The 14277-nt window shown below is 72.8% G+C and carries 16 protein-coding genes; 11 read left to right on the plus strand and 5 right to left on the minus strand.

Translation table 11 applies throughout. The features are described from left to right. Nucleotides 1–8: 8 nt before the first annotated feature. Genes serS through ACE3QY_RS01195 form a run of 5 tightly spaced genes read left to right on the plus strand, consistent with a single transcriptional unit; the run spans nucleotide 9 to nucleotide 3900 of the window. The gene (gene serS, locus ACE3QY_RS01175) at nucleotides 9–1277 is read left to right on the plus strand and encodes a serine--tRNA ligase (RefSeq protein ID WP_374454173.1); all 1269 of its coding nucleotides are present in this window, start codon (nucleotides 9–11) and stop codon (nucleotides 1275–1277) included. Nucleotides 1278–1337: 60 nt separating this feature from the next. After that, the gene (locus tag ACE3QY_RS01180; RefSeq protein WP_374454174.1) at nucleotides 1338–2195 is read left to right on the plus strand and encodes an HAD family hydrolase; all 858 of its coding nucleotides are present in this window, start codon (nucleotides 1338–1340) and stop codon (nucleotides 2193–2195) included. 1 nt (nucleotide 2196) lies between these two features. Continuing rightward, on the plus strand, nucleotides 2197–2517 hold the full coding sequence (locus ACE3QY_RS01185) for a DUF1905 domain-containing protein (protein ID WP_374454175.1): 321 nt from the start codon (nucleotides 2197–2199) through the stop codon (nucleotides 2515–2517). Continuing rightward, the gene (locus ACE3QY_RS01190) at nucleotides 2514–3314 is read left to right on the plus strand and encodes a Cof-type HAD-IIB family hydrolase (RefSeq protein ID WP_374454176.1); all 801 of its coding nucleotides are present in this window, start codon (nucleotides 2514–2516) and stop codon (nucleotides 3312–3314) included. The genes ACE3QY_RS01185 and ACE3QY_RS01190 overlap by 4 nt, the downstream gene beginning before the upstream one ends. A gap of 10 nt (nucleotides 3315–3324) precedes the next feature. After that, a complete protein-coding gene (locus tag ACE3QY_RS01195; protein WP_374454177.1) occupies nucleotides 3325–3900 on the plus strand; it encodes a hypothetical protein in 576 nt (191 codons plus the stop codon). A gap of 4 nt (nucleotides 3901–3904) precedes the next feature. Here the strand turns inward: ACE3QY_RS01195 and ACE3QY_RS01200 are convergent, their stop codons facing one another. The 4 genes from ACE3QY_RS01200 to ACE3QY_RS01215 form a co-directional block, all read right to left on the minus strand. Then, nucleotides 3905–4552 (minus strand): bacterial proteasome activator family protein, encoded by a 648-nt coding sequence (locus tag ACE3QY_RS01200; RefSeq protein WP_374454178.1) that lies wholly within the window; start codon nucleotides 4550–4552, stop codon nucleotides 3905–3907. Nucleotides 4553–4846: 294 nt separating this feature from the next. After that, nucleotides 4847–5815 carry an NAD(P)H-quinone oxidoreductase gene (locus ACE3QY_RS01205; protein WP_374454179.1) on the minus strand — a complete coding sequence of 323 codons (969 nt, stop codon included), beginning with the start codon at nucleotides 5813–5815 and terminating at the stop codon, nucleotides 4847–4849. 5 nt (nucleotides 5816–5820) lie between these two features. After that, nucleotides 5821–6144 carry a DUF6457 domain-containing protein gene (locus ACE3QY_RS01210; RefSeq protein WP_374454180.1) on the minus strand — a complete coding sequence of 108 codons (324 nt, stop codon included), beginning with the start codon at nucleotides 6142–6144 and terminating at the stop codon, nucleotides 5821–5823. A gap of 71 nt (nucleotides 6145–6215) precedes the next feature. Further along, complete coding sequence (locus tag ACE3QY_RS01215; RefSeq protein ID WP_374454181.1) at nucleotides 6216–6794, minus strand: molybdenum cofactor guanylyltransferase; 579 nt, start codon at nucleotides 6792–6794, stop codon at nucleotides 6216–6218. An 84-nt stretch (nucleotides 6795–6878) separates the two neighbouring features. Here ACE3QY_RS01215 and ACE3QY_RS01220 point away from each other — a divergent pair, with 84 nt between their 5' ends. From ACE3QY_RS01220 to ACE3QY_RS01230, 3 genes are read left to right on the plus strand one after another with little or no spacing between them, the layout of a single operon-like run. Further along, entirely contained in the window at nucleotides 6879–7646 is a 768-nt protein-coding gene (locus ACE3QY_RS01220; RefSeq protein ID WP_374454182.1) for a carbon-nitrogen hydrolase family protein, read from the plus strand. A gap of 11 nt (nucleotides 7647–7657) precedes the next feature. Next, a complete protein-coding gene (locus ACE3QY_RS01225; RefSeq protein ID WP_374454183.1) occupies nucleotides 7658–8842 on the plus strand; it encodes a hypothetical protein in 1185 nt (394 codons plus the stop codon). Nucleotides 8843–8898: 56 nt separating this feature from the next. Continuing rightward, nucleotides 8899–9126, plus strand: a complete 228-nt coding sequence (locus tag ACE3QY_RS01230) for a biotin/lipoyl-binding carrier protein (protein WP_310249565.1) — start codon at nucleotides 8899–8901, stop codon at nucleotides 9124–9126. A gap of 10 nt (nucleotides 9127–9136) precedes the next feature. Here ACE3QY_RS01230 and ACE3QY_RS01235 read toward each other — a convergent pair whose 3' ends face one another. Next, complete coding sequence (locus ACE3QY_RS01235; RefSeq protein WP_374454184.1) at nucleotides 9137–11248, minus strand: M1 family aminopeptidase; 2112 nt, start codon at nucleotides 11246–11248, stop codon at nucleotides 9137–9139. 100 nt (nucleotides 11249–11348) lie between these two features. Between ACE3QY_RS01235 and ACE3QY_RS01240 the strand changes: the two genes are divergently transcribed. From ACE3QY_RS01240 to ACE3QY_RS01250, 3 genes are all read left to right on the plus strand, one after another. After that, nucleotides 11349–11993 carry a Pr6Pr family membrane protein gene (locus ACE3QY_RS01240; protein ID WP_374454185.1) on the plus strand — a complete coding sequence of 215 codons (645 nt, stop codon included), beginning with the start codon at nucleotides 11349–11351 and terminating at the stop codon, nucleotides 11991–11993. Between the two features lie 10 nt (nucleotides 11994–12003). Further along, entirely contained in the window at nucleotides 12004–13008 is a 1005-nt protein-coding gene (locus ACE3QY_RS01245) for an aldo/keto reductase family protein (protein ID WP_374454186.1), read from the plus strand. A 91-nt stretch (nucleotides 13009–13099) separates the two neighbouring features. Next, nucleotides 13100–14209 carry a S1C family serine protease gene (locus ACE3QY_RS01250; RefSeq protein WP_374454187.1) on the plus strand — a complete coding sequence of 370 codons (1110 nt, stop codon included), beginning with the start codon at nucleotides 13100–13102 and terminating at the stop codon, nucleotides 14207–14209. Nucleotides 14210–14277: the final 68 nt, after the last annotated feature.

The following is a 14277-nucleotide window of genomic DNA, read 5'->3' on the forward strand; positions in this document are numbered from 1 at the left end:
TTTCCCGTGTGATCGATCCGCGCCTCCTCCGTGACGACCCCGACCGCGTACGTGCCGCCCAGGCCAAGCGCGGGCTGTCCGACGACGTGGTGGACCGGGCGCTGGCGGCCGACTCCGCACGCCGGCAGGCGATCGCCGACTTCGAGGCCAAGCGCGCCGCGCAGAAGGCCAGCGGCGCCCGCGTCGCGAAGGCGCAGGGCGAGGAGAAGCAGGCCCTGCTCGCACAGGTCAAGGAGCTCGCCGCGAGCGTGAAGGAGGCCGAGGCCGCCCGCAACGCCGCCGAGGCCGAGTGGGACGACGCCATCAAGGCCATCCCCAACCCGGCCGCCGACGAGGCCCCGGCAGGCGGCGAGGACGACTTCGTCGTGCTCGAGCACGTCGGCACGCCGCGCGAGTTCGACTTCGAGCCCCGCGACCACATCGAGCTCGGCCGGATGCTCGGCGCGATCGACCTCGAGCGTGGCGCGAAGGTGAGCGGCTCGCGCTTCTACTTCCTCACCGGCGTCGGCGCGCAGCTCGAGCTCGCGCTGGTCAACATGGCGATGGACCAGGCCCGCAACGCCGGCTTCACCCAGGTCATCGCCCCGTCGCTGGTCAAGCCGCGCGCGATGGAGGGCACCGGCTTCCTCGGCCAGGCCGCCGACGACGTCTACCGGATCGAGGGCGAGGACCTCTACCTCGTCGGCACGAGCGAGGTCGCGATGGCGGCCTACCACTCCGACGAGATCCTCGACGGCGGCACCCTCCCGCGGCGCTACGCCGCCTTCAGCCCGTGCTTCCGCAAGGAGGCCGGCAGCCACGGCAAGGACACCAAGGGCATCATCCGGGTGCACTGGTTCGACAAGGTCGAGATGTTCGTCTACACGACCGTGGAGGAGTCGTACGCCGAGCACGAGCGGCTGCTGGCGTGGGAGAGGGAGTTCCTCGACAAGCTCGAGCTCGCCTACCGCGTGATCGACGTCGCCGCCGGCGACCTCGGGCTGAGCGCGCAGCGCAAGTTCGACTGCGAGGCCTGGATCCCGACGCAGGGCAAGTACCGCGAGCTCACCTCGACCTCCAACTGCACCGACTTCCAGTCGCGCCGTCTCGACATCCGCACCCGTGAGGACGGCCAGACCGTCCCGGTCGCCACCCTCAACGGCACGCTGACCGCGATCACCCGCGCCATCGTCGCCGTCCTCGAGACCCACCAGAACGAGGACGGCTCGGTCACCGTCCCGCAGGCGCTCCGCCCCTACCTGGGTGGGCTGGAGGTCATCAAGCCCCTTGGACAGTGAGCCGCGAGCGCAGCGAGCAGCTCGGTGTCCTGAGGACGAAGAACTTCTACGAGAGCTGCCATGACTGAACCCCAAGCCGTGAACGACTGGCAACCGAAGGTCGTCGCGCTCGACATCGACGGCACCCTGCTCGCATGGGTCGACGGGCAGACCGAGGACTACGAGACGATCCCGCAGGCGGTGTACGACGTCGTGCACCGCGCCCTCGACGCGGGCGCGCACATCGTGCTGTCCAGTGGCCGCTCGCCGCACGGCATGACGCGCATCGCCGACCTGCTCGACGTCCCGCGTGAGGGCAACGACCGGCTCTGGATCGTGGCGTCCAACGGCGCCGTGGTCTTCCGCTACCCGCCGATGGAGGTCGTCCACGAGGAGACCTTCGACGCCGCCCCCGCGGTCGCTGCGGTGCTGGAGCACCACCCCAACGCCCTGGTCGCGGTCGAGGAGCGCGGCGTCGGCGGCTACCGGGTGAACCGCGTCTTCCCCGAGGGCGAGATCTCCGGGGAGCAGATCATCACCGAGGTCGACGACATCGTCGGCGAGCCGGTGAGCCGCGTGATCATCCGCGACCCCGAGGCCACCGCGCAGGACTTCGTCGACCTCGGCGCCCGCCTCGGCCTGCACGGCACCGACTACGTCGTCGGCTGGACGGCCTGGCTCGACCTGTCGCCGGTCGGCGTCTCGAAGGCGTCCGGCCTCGCCCACGTGTGCGAGGCGCTCGGCCTCGACGCGAGCGACGTGCTCGCGATCGGCGACGGCCGCAACGACATCGAGATGCTCCGCTGGGCCGGTCGCGGCGTGGCGATGGGCCAGGCCGTCGAGGAGGTCAAGGTGGCCGCCGACCACGTGACCGCCAGCGTCCACGAGGACGGCGCCGCGGTCGAGATGTCGCGGTGGTTCCCGCCCGTCGGGGGCTGAGGTGGGCGACTCGTTCACGTTCACCGCGCCGCTGTGGCGCTGGACGGCGCGTGAGGAGTCCGCGGACGCCGGGGCGTGGAGCTTCGTGACGCTGCCGCTCGACGTCGCCGACGAGGTCCGCCAGCGGGCCGGGGAGCCGCGGGGCTTCGGTTCGGTGCGGGTGCACGTCGAGGCCGCCGGCCAGGCGTGGGACACGAGCGTGTTCCCCGACGCCGGCTCGGGGAGCTTCGCGCTCCCGGTCAAGAAGGCCGTCCGCGCGGCAGCGGGCGTCGAGGAGGGCGACGAGCTCACCGTGACCCTGTTCCTCCGGGACCCCGCGTGACCGCACCGCGGCTCGTCGCCACCGACCTCGACGGCACGCTCCTCGACTCCGAGGGCCGGGTGTCCGCGCGGACCCGCGCGGTGCTCGACGAGCTCGACGCCACCGGCGTACCCGTCGTCTTCACCACCGGCCGGCCGATCCGCTGGATGGAGGAGCTCTGGGACGCCGTCGGCGGCCACGGGCTGGCGATCTGCAGCAACGGCGCGATCGTGTACGACGTCACGCGGCGCGAGGTGCGCGAGCACCGGCCGGTCACGCGGGAGGTCGGCCTCGCCCTGGCCGAGGCGGTGCGGGCGGCCATCCCGGGCACGACCTTCGCGATCGAGCACATCGGCGGCTGGTCCAGCGAGGACGCCTTCCCCACCCACCCCGACGACCACGCGGACCGCACCCGCGGTGCGTGGGCAGACATCTTCCGCGACGACGTCGTCAAGATCCTCGCCGTGCACCGCGACCTCGACCCGGAGGACTTCTGGGACCGCGTCGCGCAGGTCGTCGGTGACACAGTCGTCACGACGTGGTCGTCCTCCTTCGCCCTGGTGGAGATCAGCGCGGCGGGGGTCACCAAGGCCTCGACGCTGGAGTCGCTGGCCGCGGAGATGGGGCTCGCGGCCGAGGACGTCGTCGCGTTCGGCGACATGCCCAACGACCTGCCGATGCTGGAGTGGGCCGGGACGTCGTACGCCATGGCCAACGCGCACCAGAGCGTGCAGGAGCTCGCCGACCACCTCGCACCGAGCAACGACGACGACGGCGTGGCCACGGTCCTCGCCGAGCTCTTCGACCTCTCTCGCTAGGCTGCCCGCCATGATCCGCACCGCCCGACTCGCCGCTGCCCTGCTGCTCGCGTGCCTCGGGCTGGTCGTCACGGTCAGCGCCCCGGCCTCGGCGGCGGAGTGCACCTGCAAGCAGGGCCAGCTCGCCCAGCAGGTGAAGAAGGCCGACGTCGTCTTCATCGGCACCGTCGACGCGGTCGCCACGGAGGGCAAGGACCACACCTACTCGATCACCGCCTCCCGCGCCTACCAGGGCGAGCCCGAGCGCTCGACCATGGTCGAGTCGGCCGGCGGCCGCAACGCCTGCGGCCTCGGCGCGCTGGGCGTCGGGACGACGTACGTCTTCTTCGCCACTGGCACCGAGGCGCCCTACCAGGCCGACAGCTGCGGTGGCACCAGCGTGGCCAACCCGACGAAGGTGCAGAAGGTCGAGAAGCTGCTCGGCGAGGGGACCTCGGTCGAGCCGCCACCGCCGCCGCAGGCCGTCTTCACCCGGGTCGAGGACTCCGCCCCGCCACGCTTCGCGCGGATGGCCGCGCCCGGCGCGGCCGCGGTGATCATCGGCCTGCTCGGCCTCGTGCTCGTACGCCGCCTCGCACGCCGCTGACGGACTAGAGGTACATCCCCCCGCTGCCGCCCTGCGCGTCGTCGCCCTCACCGGGGTGCATCCGCGGCGCACCCATCGGCGGGTGCGGCGCGCCGTCGCTGCCGGCCGGGAGCGCGCGGCGGATCTGCTCGAGCTGGGCGCGCGAGGCGACCTGCTGGGCGTAGATCGCGGTCTGGATGCCGTGGAAGAGGCCCTCGAGCCACCCGACCAGCTGGGCCTGCGCGATCCGGAGCTCCCCCTCGGACGGGGTGCCGTCCTCGGTGAAGGGCAGGGAGAGCCGCTCGAGCTCGTCGACCAGCTCGGGTGCGAGCCCCGACTCCAGCTCCTTGATCGAGGCTGCGTGGATCTCCTTGAGCCGCTGGCGGCTGGCCTCGTCGAGCGGCGCCGCCTTCACCTCCTCGAGGAGCTGGCGGATCATGCTGCCGATCCGCATCACCTTCGCCGGCTGCTCGACCAGCTCGGTGATGTGCCGCTCGCCGTCGCCGTCCTCCCCGTCGCCGTGCTCCCCGGAGTCGGCGACCTGCGCCATGGGCGGCAGCGCGCTCGCCGGGATCGTGCCGATCGGCTGGCCGTCCGGTCCGACGACCACCACCTGGTCCTCGCCACCGTCGGCGGGGGTCGCGGTCGGGTCGGACTGCTGCTGCTCGGTCATGCCCGCAACCCTAGTCGGGGCCTCCCACGGGGCTGCCTGCGCTGGGTGAGCGGTGGTCGAGGGGGATTCCGGAGGCCCGAAATCCTCCTCTGCCACCGCCCGTCGGGTCGGCGGTGGTCCACCTACATTCGGCGGCCCGGAAATGTAGGTCGGTCACCGCTGCTCGGGCGTGTCGTCTCCGACCCGCGGGTGGGCGGTGGTCCACCGACATTCGGCGGGCCAGGAATGTAGGTGGGCCACCGCTCGACCGGCGGGCCAGGAGTGCAGGTGGGCCACCGCTCGACGGGCGGGAGGTCAGAGGGTGAGGACGATCTTGCCTGAGTGGCTGCCGTCCTCCATGAGCTGGTGCGCGGTGGCGAGGTCCTCGAGGGGCATGGTCCTGTCCACGACCGGGCGGATCGCGCCGGAGGCGACGAGCGGCCAGACGTTCTCGACCACGCCGCAGCAGATCGCCGCCTTCTCGGCGAGCGGCCGGGCGCGGAGCGAGGTGGCGGTGACCGAGGCGCGCTTGCGCAGGAGGGCGTTGATGTCGAGCTCGCCCTTGGTGCCGCCCTGCATGCCGATGATCACCAGCCGGCCGCCGGTGGCGAGCGCGGAGACGTTGCGGCCGAGGTAGCTCGCGCCCATGTTGTCGAGGATGACGTCGGCGCCGCCGGCCTCCTTCATCACCTCGACGAAGTCCTCGTCGCGATAGCTGATCGCCCGGGTCGCACCCAGCGATCGGCACAGCTCGAGCTTCTCCGCCGACCCGCCCGTGGCGAAGACCTCGGCACCGCGCGCGGCCGCGAGCTGGATCGCCATCGTGCCGATGCCGCCGGCGCCACCGTGCACGAGGAGCCGCTCGCCCTTGGCGAGGTGGGCGGTCATGAAGACGTTGGACCACACGGTCGCCGCGACCTCGGGCAGCGCGGCCGCCTCGAGGAGGGAGACGCCGGACGGGACAGGCATGACCTGGCCGACCGGCACGGCCACGCGCTCGGCGTACCCGCCGCCGGCGAGGAGGGCACACACCTCGTCGCCGACCGACCACCCCTCGACGCCCTCGCCGAGCGCGGCGACCCGGCCGCTGCACTCGAGGCCGATGACCTCGGAGGCGCCGGGCGGCGGGGGGTAGGAGCCCATCCGCTGGAGGGTGTCGGCGCGGTTGACCGCCGTCGCGACGACGTCGAGGAGCACCTCGCCCGCCGCCGCAGTCGGCTCCGGGACCTCTCCGACGGACAGGACGTCGGGCCCACCGGACCCGGAGGTGACTGCAGCGCGCAAGCCGGTCAGTCCTCGTACTCGTCGTCGGTGTGGTCGACCGACGAGTCGTCGGGCACCTCGTCGTCGATGTCGTCGGGGTCCGGCGCGTCGGAGGGACGGTCCCAGCTCTCGGCGAGCTGCTGCGCGCGACCGGCGAGCCGCTCCACCTCGTCGGGGTCCGCGTCGCCGGCGCCGGCGGCGAAGCCGAGGAGGTACGCCGTGATGGGCGCCGCGGTCTTCTGCACGTTCTCAGCGGCCACCCGCGCCAGGTCGAGGATCAACCCCTCGTCGACCTCTGTTTCGACGTCGAGCGCGTCGCTGAGCTCGTCGATCCAGTCGTGAAGGTTCACGAGGCCAATGTCTCGCACCCGACCCGCGTGCTGCAAGGGAACCGGGCGGGACCGGGCGGATCCGGGCGCGGCTACCCGCTGAGGTCGCGCAGGTCGGTCCAGGTGTCCACGTCGACCGCCTCCTCGCCCAGCGCCGGCACCTCGGCGAGGTCGAGCGGGGCGAGCAGCCGGTGCAGCGGCATGCCGTGCTGCCCCTCGAGGTCGGGTCGCACGTCCGCGAGCCGGCCCGCGTCGAGGACGCCGGCCAGCTGGCGACGCCCGGTGGCGTCGACGAGGAACGCCCCGTCGTGGCCCGGGCAGGCCTCGCGCAGGCGCCGCATCGTGTACGCCGTCGCGCGCGGCATGTCGACCGCCAGCACCCCGACCAGGCGGGGGCGGCGCAGCAGCGCGTCGACCCCGGTGAGCAGACCGGCCACCGGCCCGCCCCTCGGCGGGTCCTCACAGACGAAGGTGACGGGTCGGGTCGTCGGGACGGGCGTGGGGGCGACCACGACGACCTCGTCGGCGTCGAGGAACGCATCGATCGCGATCTCCAGCAGCGTCCGCCCGCCGAGCTCCACGCTCGCCTTGTCGACGCCGTCCATCCTCGCGGCCGTGCCGCCGGCCAGGACGACGCCGCAGAAGCCGGTCGCGGTGAGGTCGAGGTCCACAGGCCCATCCTCCCAGTCGAGGGTTTCGAGGCTCGCTGGCGCTCGCACCTCAACCACCGAGAAGCGGCGGCCTACGCTGGTCCCATGAGCGACCGGCTGCGCGTGCGCGTCCACCAGTGGGCGAGCGGGCTCGACCCCGCCGCCAACCGGGCCCGCCTCGCCCAAGGCGTCACGCCGGGCGCCGACCTGGTGGTGTTCCCGGAGGCCTTCGCCCGTGACTTCGGCCAGGCCGGGTCGGACGTCAGCGCGTTCGCCGAGCCGCTGGACGGTCCCTTCGCGCACGAGGTCTCCCGGGCCGCCGACGCCGCGTCGACGACGGTGGTCGCCGGGATGTTCGAGGTGGCCGAGGATCCGGAGCGGCCCTACAACACCCTCGTGGTGGGCGGCGCGGCCAAGGCGTCCTACCGCAAGATCCACCTCTACGACTCCTTCGGCTACCGCGAGTCCGACCGGCTGACCGGGGGTGCGCTGGAGCCCGTCGTGGTCGAGGTCGCCGGCTGGCAGGTCGGGGTGATGACCTGCTACGACCTGCGCTTCCCCGAGCTGGCCCGGCGGCTGGTGGACGCCGGCGCCGAGGTCGTCGTCGTACCCTCCGCGTGGCTGCCGGGCGACCGGAAGGTCGAGCACTGGCGCACGCTGCTGGCCGCACGCGCGATCGAGAACACCTGCTTCGTGGTGGGCGCCGGGCAGCCGGAGCCGCGCTACGTCGGGCACTCGGCCGTGTTCGGCCCGCTCGGGCAGGAGCTGGCGGCGGCGGGGGGTGGCGAGCAGGTCCTGGAGGCGACCCTGGACCGCGCCGACCTCGCCGCGGCGCGCCGTACCAACCCGTCCCTGGCCAACCGTCGGCTGTAACCTCGTCCGTCGTGTCTTCCCCCACCTCCAACCGCGCCCGCGGGTCCTCCCGCGGCAAGCGGGTGGCCGAGCGCCCGCCCTCGCGGCTGCGGCGCGCCCGGAAGGTGGAGCGGCCCACGCCGACCGCACCAGCTGCGACGCCGCCGGCGGCGCCGCCCGCACCCGTCGAGGACACCACGCCGGACTTCGGAGGTCCGTCGAAGAAGGTCGTCGCCCTCTGGCTGCTGCTGCTCGCGCTGGGCACCGTCGCGCTCGTCTGGGCGGCGGTCGACGGCGCCCTGAGCCGTGGCGACGCGCTGAGCGACCTGTTCCCGGTGCCCGCGTGGCTCGACGGCGCCGGCGCGGTGGCGGTGGTGACGTCACTGTCGTGGCTCCTCGCCACCCGCACCGCCGGCCGGCCGCTCGTGTCGGCGGGACTCGCGCTCGTGCTCGGGGTCACCAGCGTCCTGGTCGGCGGCCGCATCCTGCCCACCGGTGCGGCCGTGATGACCTGCGTCGTCGGCAGCGTGTACGCCGTCATGGTGACCGTGCCCGCGGTGACGTGGTGGAAGGCGGTCCGCGAGGTGCTCGTCGCCACGGTCGTGGCGGCGGTGACGTCCCTCGCGGCGATCGGCTTCGAGCCGACCGTGGCGACCGAGCGCTTCGACCTGGCGACGCTCGTGCTCGCGCTCGGGCTCGCGTTCACCATCGTCTACCGCCTCGGCGCCGGCCTCCACGGCCTCGGCCGCCGCGGCATGATCGTCGTGGCCATCGGTCTCGCCCTGCTCCTGGTCACGCTCGCCTACGCCGAGCTGCTGCGCCGCTACGGCGCCCAGACCTTCGTCTCCTCTGTCCTCGACTTCGTCGACACCACGTCCGAGCAGATCGGGGCGTTCCCGCGCCCGCTCGTCGTGCTGCTGGGCATCCCGGCGCTGCTGTGGGGCACCCACGTGCGGGCCCGCCGGCGGCAGGGCTGGTGGGTGTGCGCCTTCGGTGTCGCGGCGACCGTCCCCCTGGCGACCGGGCTGGTCGCGCCCGACAGCTCCTACCTCGAGGCGGCGCTGCGAGCGGCGTACTCCCTGGTGCTCGGTGTGCTGCTCGGCTACCTGATCATCCGCGCCGACCTCGCGCTCACCGGGCCGAAGGGCCGGCGCGGGCGACGGGCCGAGGAGGCGGGGCCGCACCGGCCCGAGCCGAGCCGCTTCGCCGAGCTCTGAGCGGGCCGGCCACGCTGATCGGTGGCTACGCCCGGGTAACCGCTAGCGTCGGGCGCATGGCCCGCTCCAAGTCGCTCGAGATCGTGTCCGAGCTGGTCGCCAACGTGCTGACGATCGAGGTCGCCGAAGGTGACCACGTCGAGGCCGGCGACACCGTCGTGCTCCTGGAGTCGATGAAGATGGAGATCCCGATGCTCGCCGAGCGGGCCGGCACGGTGAGCGCGGTCAAGGTGACCGTCGGCGACGTCGTGCAGGACGGCGACGTGCTCGTCGTCCTCGACTGACCCTTCTCCGCTAGCGCGGGCGCCCGTCCGGAGCCCAGCGCTTCGGTACGGCGGACGGCGACCCGAGTGCGCGGCGCGCGGACAGCGCATCGAGCCCGGCGGGCTTCTCACCGGTGAACAGCCACGCGTCGAAGAGCGCGTCGAGGTCCTCGCCCGAGACGCGCTCGGCGAGCCGCACGAACATCGGCGTCGTGACGTTGCCCCGCGAGTTCAGCTGCGCCCAGAGCCGCAGCGTCCGGAAGAAGGCCGGGTCGCCGATCTCCCGGCGCAGGGCGTGCAGGGTGCCCGCGCCCCGGAAGTACACCGCCCCGTCGAACAGCGCGTCGGGTCCGGGGTCGCCGATGGTGAGGCTCCAGAACGGGTCGTCGGCCGGGATCGAGGCGAGGAAGCCGAAGATGTCGTCGGCCGTGTCGCCGCCCTGCTCCTCGCTCCAGAGCCACTCGGTGTACGACGCGAAGCCCTCGTTGAGCCAGATGTGCTGCCACGTGTCGACCGCGACGTCGTCGCCGACCCACTGGTGGGCGAGCTCGTGGACCACCACGCCCTCGGTGCCCGCGGTGCGGTTCTCGAAGAAGCCCTTGGCGTAGATCGGCCGGGTCTGGTTCTCCAGGGCGAAGCCGATCCGGTCGGTGTCGTCGACGATGCCGCCGACCGCGGAGAACGGGTAGGGGCCGAAGAGGCCTTCGAGGAAGTCGACGATCTCCGGCTGGCGGGCCAGCGAGCCACGGGCCACGTCCCCGATCGACGGCGGCGCGTCGGCGACCGTGCCGGCGATCCAGTCGTTCTCGTTGGGGACGCTGCCGGCGGGTGCGCCCGGGGTGGTCCAGCCGTCGAGCGGGTCGGCGTCGGCCTCGAACGACGTGGAGCCGCCCGGCCACGTCACGTCGTCGACGTACACGCCGGAGAGCTGGTAGAAGTCGTCGCTCGCGACGGAGAGGGAGACCTCGACCTGCTGACCGGCGTACGGCGTCAGGTCGACGGCCCAGCGCTCGTAGCCGTCGCTCCCACCGCTCGCCGCCCACCACTCGCCGGTCGCGGTGCTGGGCGTGCACGTGCCGTCGCCGTTGTCGGTCTGGTAGCTCGTGAGGAACGGGTGCAGCCCGAGCCAGAACGGGCAGGAGAAGCCGGTGGCGTCGGAGGTGTGGCCCTCGAGGTCGGGCAGCGTCGTCCACTCGTCGGAGCCCACGGCGTGCGCCTCGACGAAGAAGTAGTCCCAGTCGGGCTCGGTGTCGCGGGTGACCCAGAACGTCAGCTGGCCGCCCGAGGCCGGCACCGTGATCGTGCGGGCCAGTCGCTTGTACGTCGTGTCGGCGGCCTGCGACAGGGCGTAGCCGTCGCCGGTGCGCGGGCCGGGCACGGCGTCGAGGTCGGGGTCCAGGGCGTCCCAGTAGCGCCGGCCGTCCGCACGGTAGGCCGCGATGTCCCACTCGCCGACCGAGGCGGTCGCCAGGTAGGCCGCCATCGGTTCGGCGACGCGCCAGCGCCAGGTGGTCCATCCCCGTCGGGTGGACGACCCGCGCAGCACGCCGTTGGAGACGGCCTCGAGCCCGGCGGGCGCGGTGACGTCGATGTCGAACGTGGCCTTGTCGCGCGGGTGGTCGTTCACGGGGAACCACGTGGCCGCGACCTCCGGCTCACCGATGACCAGCGAGCCGTCGTCCGTGTGGAAGAACCCGCTCTCCCCGAGCGTCGGGGACGAGATGGTCGCCGGCACGCCGTCGTACTCGATCACGCTGGTGAAGGCGTGGTGGCGGCGCAGGGTCTTGCGGGGGGTGACGGTGAGCTCGTCGCCGCTGCGGGTCCAGGCCGCCCGGCGGCCGTCGATGAGGACGCGGCGAACCGTGAGGCCGGCCAGGTCGAGGTTGAAGCTCGAGAGGTCCTGGGTCGCCCGGGCTCGCATCGTGGTGACTCCGGTGAGCACGTCGGTGGCCGGGTCGTAGCGCACGTCGAGGTCGTAGTGCCGCGCGTCGTAGCCGCCGTTGCCGTAGAGGGGGAAGTACGGGTCGCCGATGCCGGCCGCGCCGGGCGTGCCCGGTGGGTGTCCGTGGTCGCCCGGATGGGCGGCGGCCGGTGCGAGCGACGCAAGGACGAGGGTCAGGCCAGCAACAAGGGTCCGAGTCATGGCAGCCTCCTGGGTCCTTCGACCGTAAACCCGTTCTTTACTTTCGGAGCCGTGGTCTGGACCGCCGATCGGCCTCGGGCGCTGCCCCTACGCTCCTGCCATGACTCCCGAGCGGGCCCGATGGGTGCACCTCGTCGTCGCCGCCGTCGCCTGGTTCGCGCTGGTGCTCCAGCTGGTGCTGGTGCTCCAGGGCGGTCGGGTCCTCGACGAGGTGGACCCGCCCGGTCTCGTGGCACGGATCTACCGCTACTTCGCCTACTTCACGATCCAGAGCAACATCCTCGTCGCGGTGGTCTCCACGATGCAGTCCCGCGACCCGACCTGCGGCATCCGGGGCTGGCGGGTGGCGCGGGTCGCTGCCCTCGTCGGCATCACCGTCACCGCGCTGGTGCACTTCTTCCTGCTGCGCCCGCTGCTGGAGCTCGATGGGCTCGACTGGCTCTGCGACAAGCTGCTGCACATGGCGGTCCCGCTCCTGGCGGTCGCAGCCTGGGCGTGGGTGGGCCCGCGCCCGCGGATCGCCCTGAGAGACGCGGCGTACGCCCTCGTCTGGCCGGTGCTCTGGGTCGCCTGGACCCTCGCCGTCGGGCAGGTCGACGGCTGGGTGCCCTACCCGTTCCTCGACGCCGACGAGGAGGGCTGGGCCGCGGTCGGGATCACCTGCACCGGGGTCACGATCCTCTTCCTCCTCCTCTTCACGCTCTACGCGTGGCTCGACCGGAGGCTGCGCCCCGCCCCTCGCTAGTGTCGGGAGAATGGAATTCCGATACCTCGGCAACAGCGGGCTCAAGATCTCCGAGATCACCTACGGCAACTGGCTCACCCACGGCTCCCAGGTCGAGAACGACGTCGCGTCGCAGTGCGTGCGCGCCGCGCTCGACGCCGGCATCTCGACCTTCGACACCGCCGACGTGTACGCCAACACCGCCGCGGAGACCGTGCTCGGCGAGGCGCTGAAGGGCGAGCGCCGTGAGTCGCTGGAGATCTTCACGAAGGTCTACTGGCCGACCGGCCCCAAGGGCAAGAACGACACCGGCCTCTCCCGCAAGCACATCATGGAGTCGATCAACGGCTCGCTCGAGCGGCTGCAGACCGACTACGTCGACCTCTACCAGGCCCACCGCTACGACGTGGAGACCCCGCTCGAGGAGACGATGCAGGCCTTCGCCGACGTCGTGCGCCAGGGCAAGGCGCTCTACATCGGCGTCAGCGAGTGGACCGCCGACCAGATCCGCGCGGGCGTCGAGCTGTCGAAGGAGCTCGGCTTCCAGCTGATCTCCAGCCAGCCGCAGTACTCCATGCTCTGGCGCGTGATCGAGGACGAGGTCGTCCCGGCGTCCCGTGAGCTCGGCGTCTCGCAGATCGTGTGGAGCCCGATCGCGCAGGGCGTGCTGACCGGCAAGTACAAGCCCGGCGCCGAGCCGCCGGCCGGCTCGCGCGCCACCGACGCCAAGGGCGGCGCCGACATGATCTCGCGCTGGATGCGCGATGACGTGCTCACCGCGGTGCAGGACCTCGAGCCGATCGCGGCCAACTGCGGCCTCACGATGGCCCAGCTCGCCGTGGCGTGGGTCCTGCAGAACGACAACGTCGCCGCCGCGCTCGTCGGTGCCTCGCGTCCCGAGCAGGTCGCCGACAACGTCAAGGCCGCCGGCGTGACGCTCGACGACGACGTGATGAAGCGCATCGACGACGCGATCGGCTCGGTCGTGGTCCGCGACCCCCAGCTCACCCAGGTCCCGAAGGGCCGCGCGGTCTGAGGCCTCATCCCTGATCGCTGGGTGAGGCACAGCGACCGCACAGGAGGGCGGTCGAGGCTCGACGGACACCTCATCTCCAAGGAGTCCGTCGATGCCTCGTCCGTCCCTCACCCGCCGCCTGACCTCGGGCACCGCGGCGCTCGCCCTCGCTGCCACGGCGGTCCTGGTGCCGGTCGCCTCGGCCACCGCCGCGCCGGCGATCACCCGTGCCGCCGACTTCGGTCCGTACGGCGGCCAGTACCCGTCGTACCCCTCCGTGCCGGGCAGCGGCACCGCCACCACGACCGCAGGCCTCGACGTCACGACCGCGACCGACGCGCAGGCTGCGGGACTCGTGCTGGTCTCCTCCACCATCGGTTACGGCACCGGGACCGCGGCCGGCACGGGGATGGTGCTGGCGTCGGACGGCGTGATCGTGACCAACCACCACGTCGTCGAGGGAGCGACCAGCGTCGAGGTGACCGTGGCGACGACCGGGGAGACGTACGACGCGACGGTGGTCGGCGCCGACGCGACGCGCGACGTCGCGGTGCTGCAGCTCGAGGACGCCAGCGGACTGGCCACGGTGACGACCGACGACGACGGCCTGTCGACCGGCGACCCGGTCACCGCCGTCGGTGACGCGGGTGGGGACGGCGGCGACCTCACCGCCGCCGCGGGCACCGTGTCGGACCTGCGCGAGTCGATCACCGTCTCCGACGAGGACGGCGGATCCAGCGCGCTGCGCAACCTCATCGAGATCGACGCCGACATCATCGGCGGCGACTCGGGTGGTGCCCTCCTCGACGCCGCCGGCGACGTGGTCGGGATGAACGTGGCCGCCTCGAGCGGCACCGCCGAGATCACCGGGTACGCCATCCCGGTCGCGCGCGTCCTGCGTGTCGTCGACCGGATCCTCGCCGGCGACGAGGGCGGGAGCATCGTCCTCGGGGTCGGCGGGCGGCTTGGCGTCGCGACGGCGATGGGCTACGGCGGCGCCACGATCGCCGAGGTCGCCGACGGCACCCCCGCGGCTTCGCTGGGACTCGAGGTGGGCGACGTGGTCACCGCGGTCGACGGCACCGCCGTCTCCTCCTCCGAGCAGCTGTCGGCGGCGATCGGCAGCCACGACGCGGGAGACCGGGTGACGATCACCTGGACCGACACCTCCGGCGCCAGCCGCTCGGGCACGGTCACCCTCGCGGCAGGCGCGGTGCGGTAGACCGCACGCGCGCACACGTGTCCGAGTTCTCGCCCTCCAGGCGGCGGTCCGAGGGCAGCTTCTCGGAC

Origin of the sequence: Nocardioides sp., assembly GCF_041913365.1 — a bacterium.
Taxonomy (GTDB): Bacteria; Actinomycetota; Actinomycetes; order Propionibacteriales; family Nocardioidaceae; genus Nocardioides.

Coding starts and splice junctions, on each gene's coding strand:
- ACE3QY_RS01230 (WP_310249565.1), top strand. CDS start 8,899: ATGGCCCGCTCCAAGTCGCTCGAGATCGTGTCCGAGCTGGTCGCCAAC.
- ACE3QY_RS01220 (WP_374454182.1), top strand. CDS start 6,879: ATGAGCGACCGGCTGCGCGTGCGCGTCCACCAGTGGGCGAGCGGGCTC.
- ACE3QY_RS01235 (WP_374454184.1), bottom strand. CDS start 11,248: ATGACTCGGACCCTTGTTGCTGGCCTGACCCTCGTCCTTGCGTCGCTC.
- ACE3QY_RS01180 (WP_374454174.1), top strand. CDS start 1,338: ATGACTGAACCCCAAGCCGTGAACGACTGGCAACCGAAGGTCGTCGCG.
- ACE3QY_RS01245 (WP_374454186.1), top strand. CDS start 12,004: ATGGAATTCCGATACCTCGGCAACAGCGGGCTCAAGATCTCCGAGATC.
- ACE3QY_RS01250 (WP_374454187.1), top strand. CDS start 13,100: ATGCCTCGTCCGTCCCTCACCCGCCGCCTGACCTCGGGCACCGCGGCG.
- ACE3QY_RS01240 (WP_374454185.1), top strand. CDS start 11,349: ATGACTCCCGAGCGGGCCCGATGGGTGCACCTCGTCGTCGCCGCCGTC.
- ACE3QY_RS01200 (WP_374454178.1), bottom strand. CDS start 4,552: ATGACCGAGCAGCAGCAGTCCGACCCGACCGCGACCCCCGCCGACGGT.
- ACE3QY_RS01195 (WP_374454177.1), top strand. CDS start 3,325: ATGATCCGCACCGCCCGACTCGCCGCTGCCCTGCTGCTCGCGTGCCTC.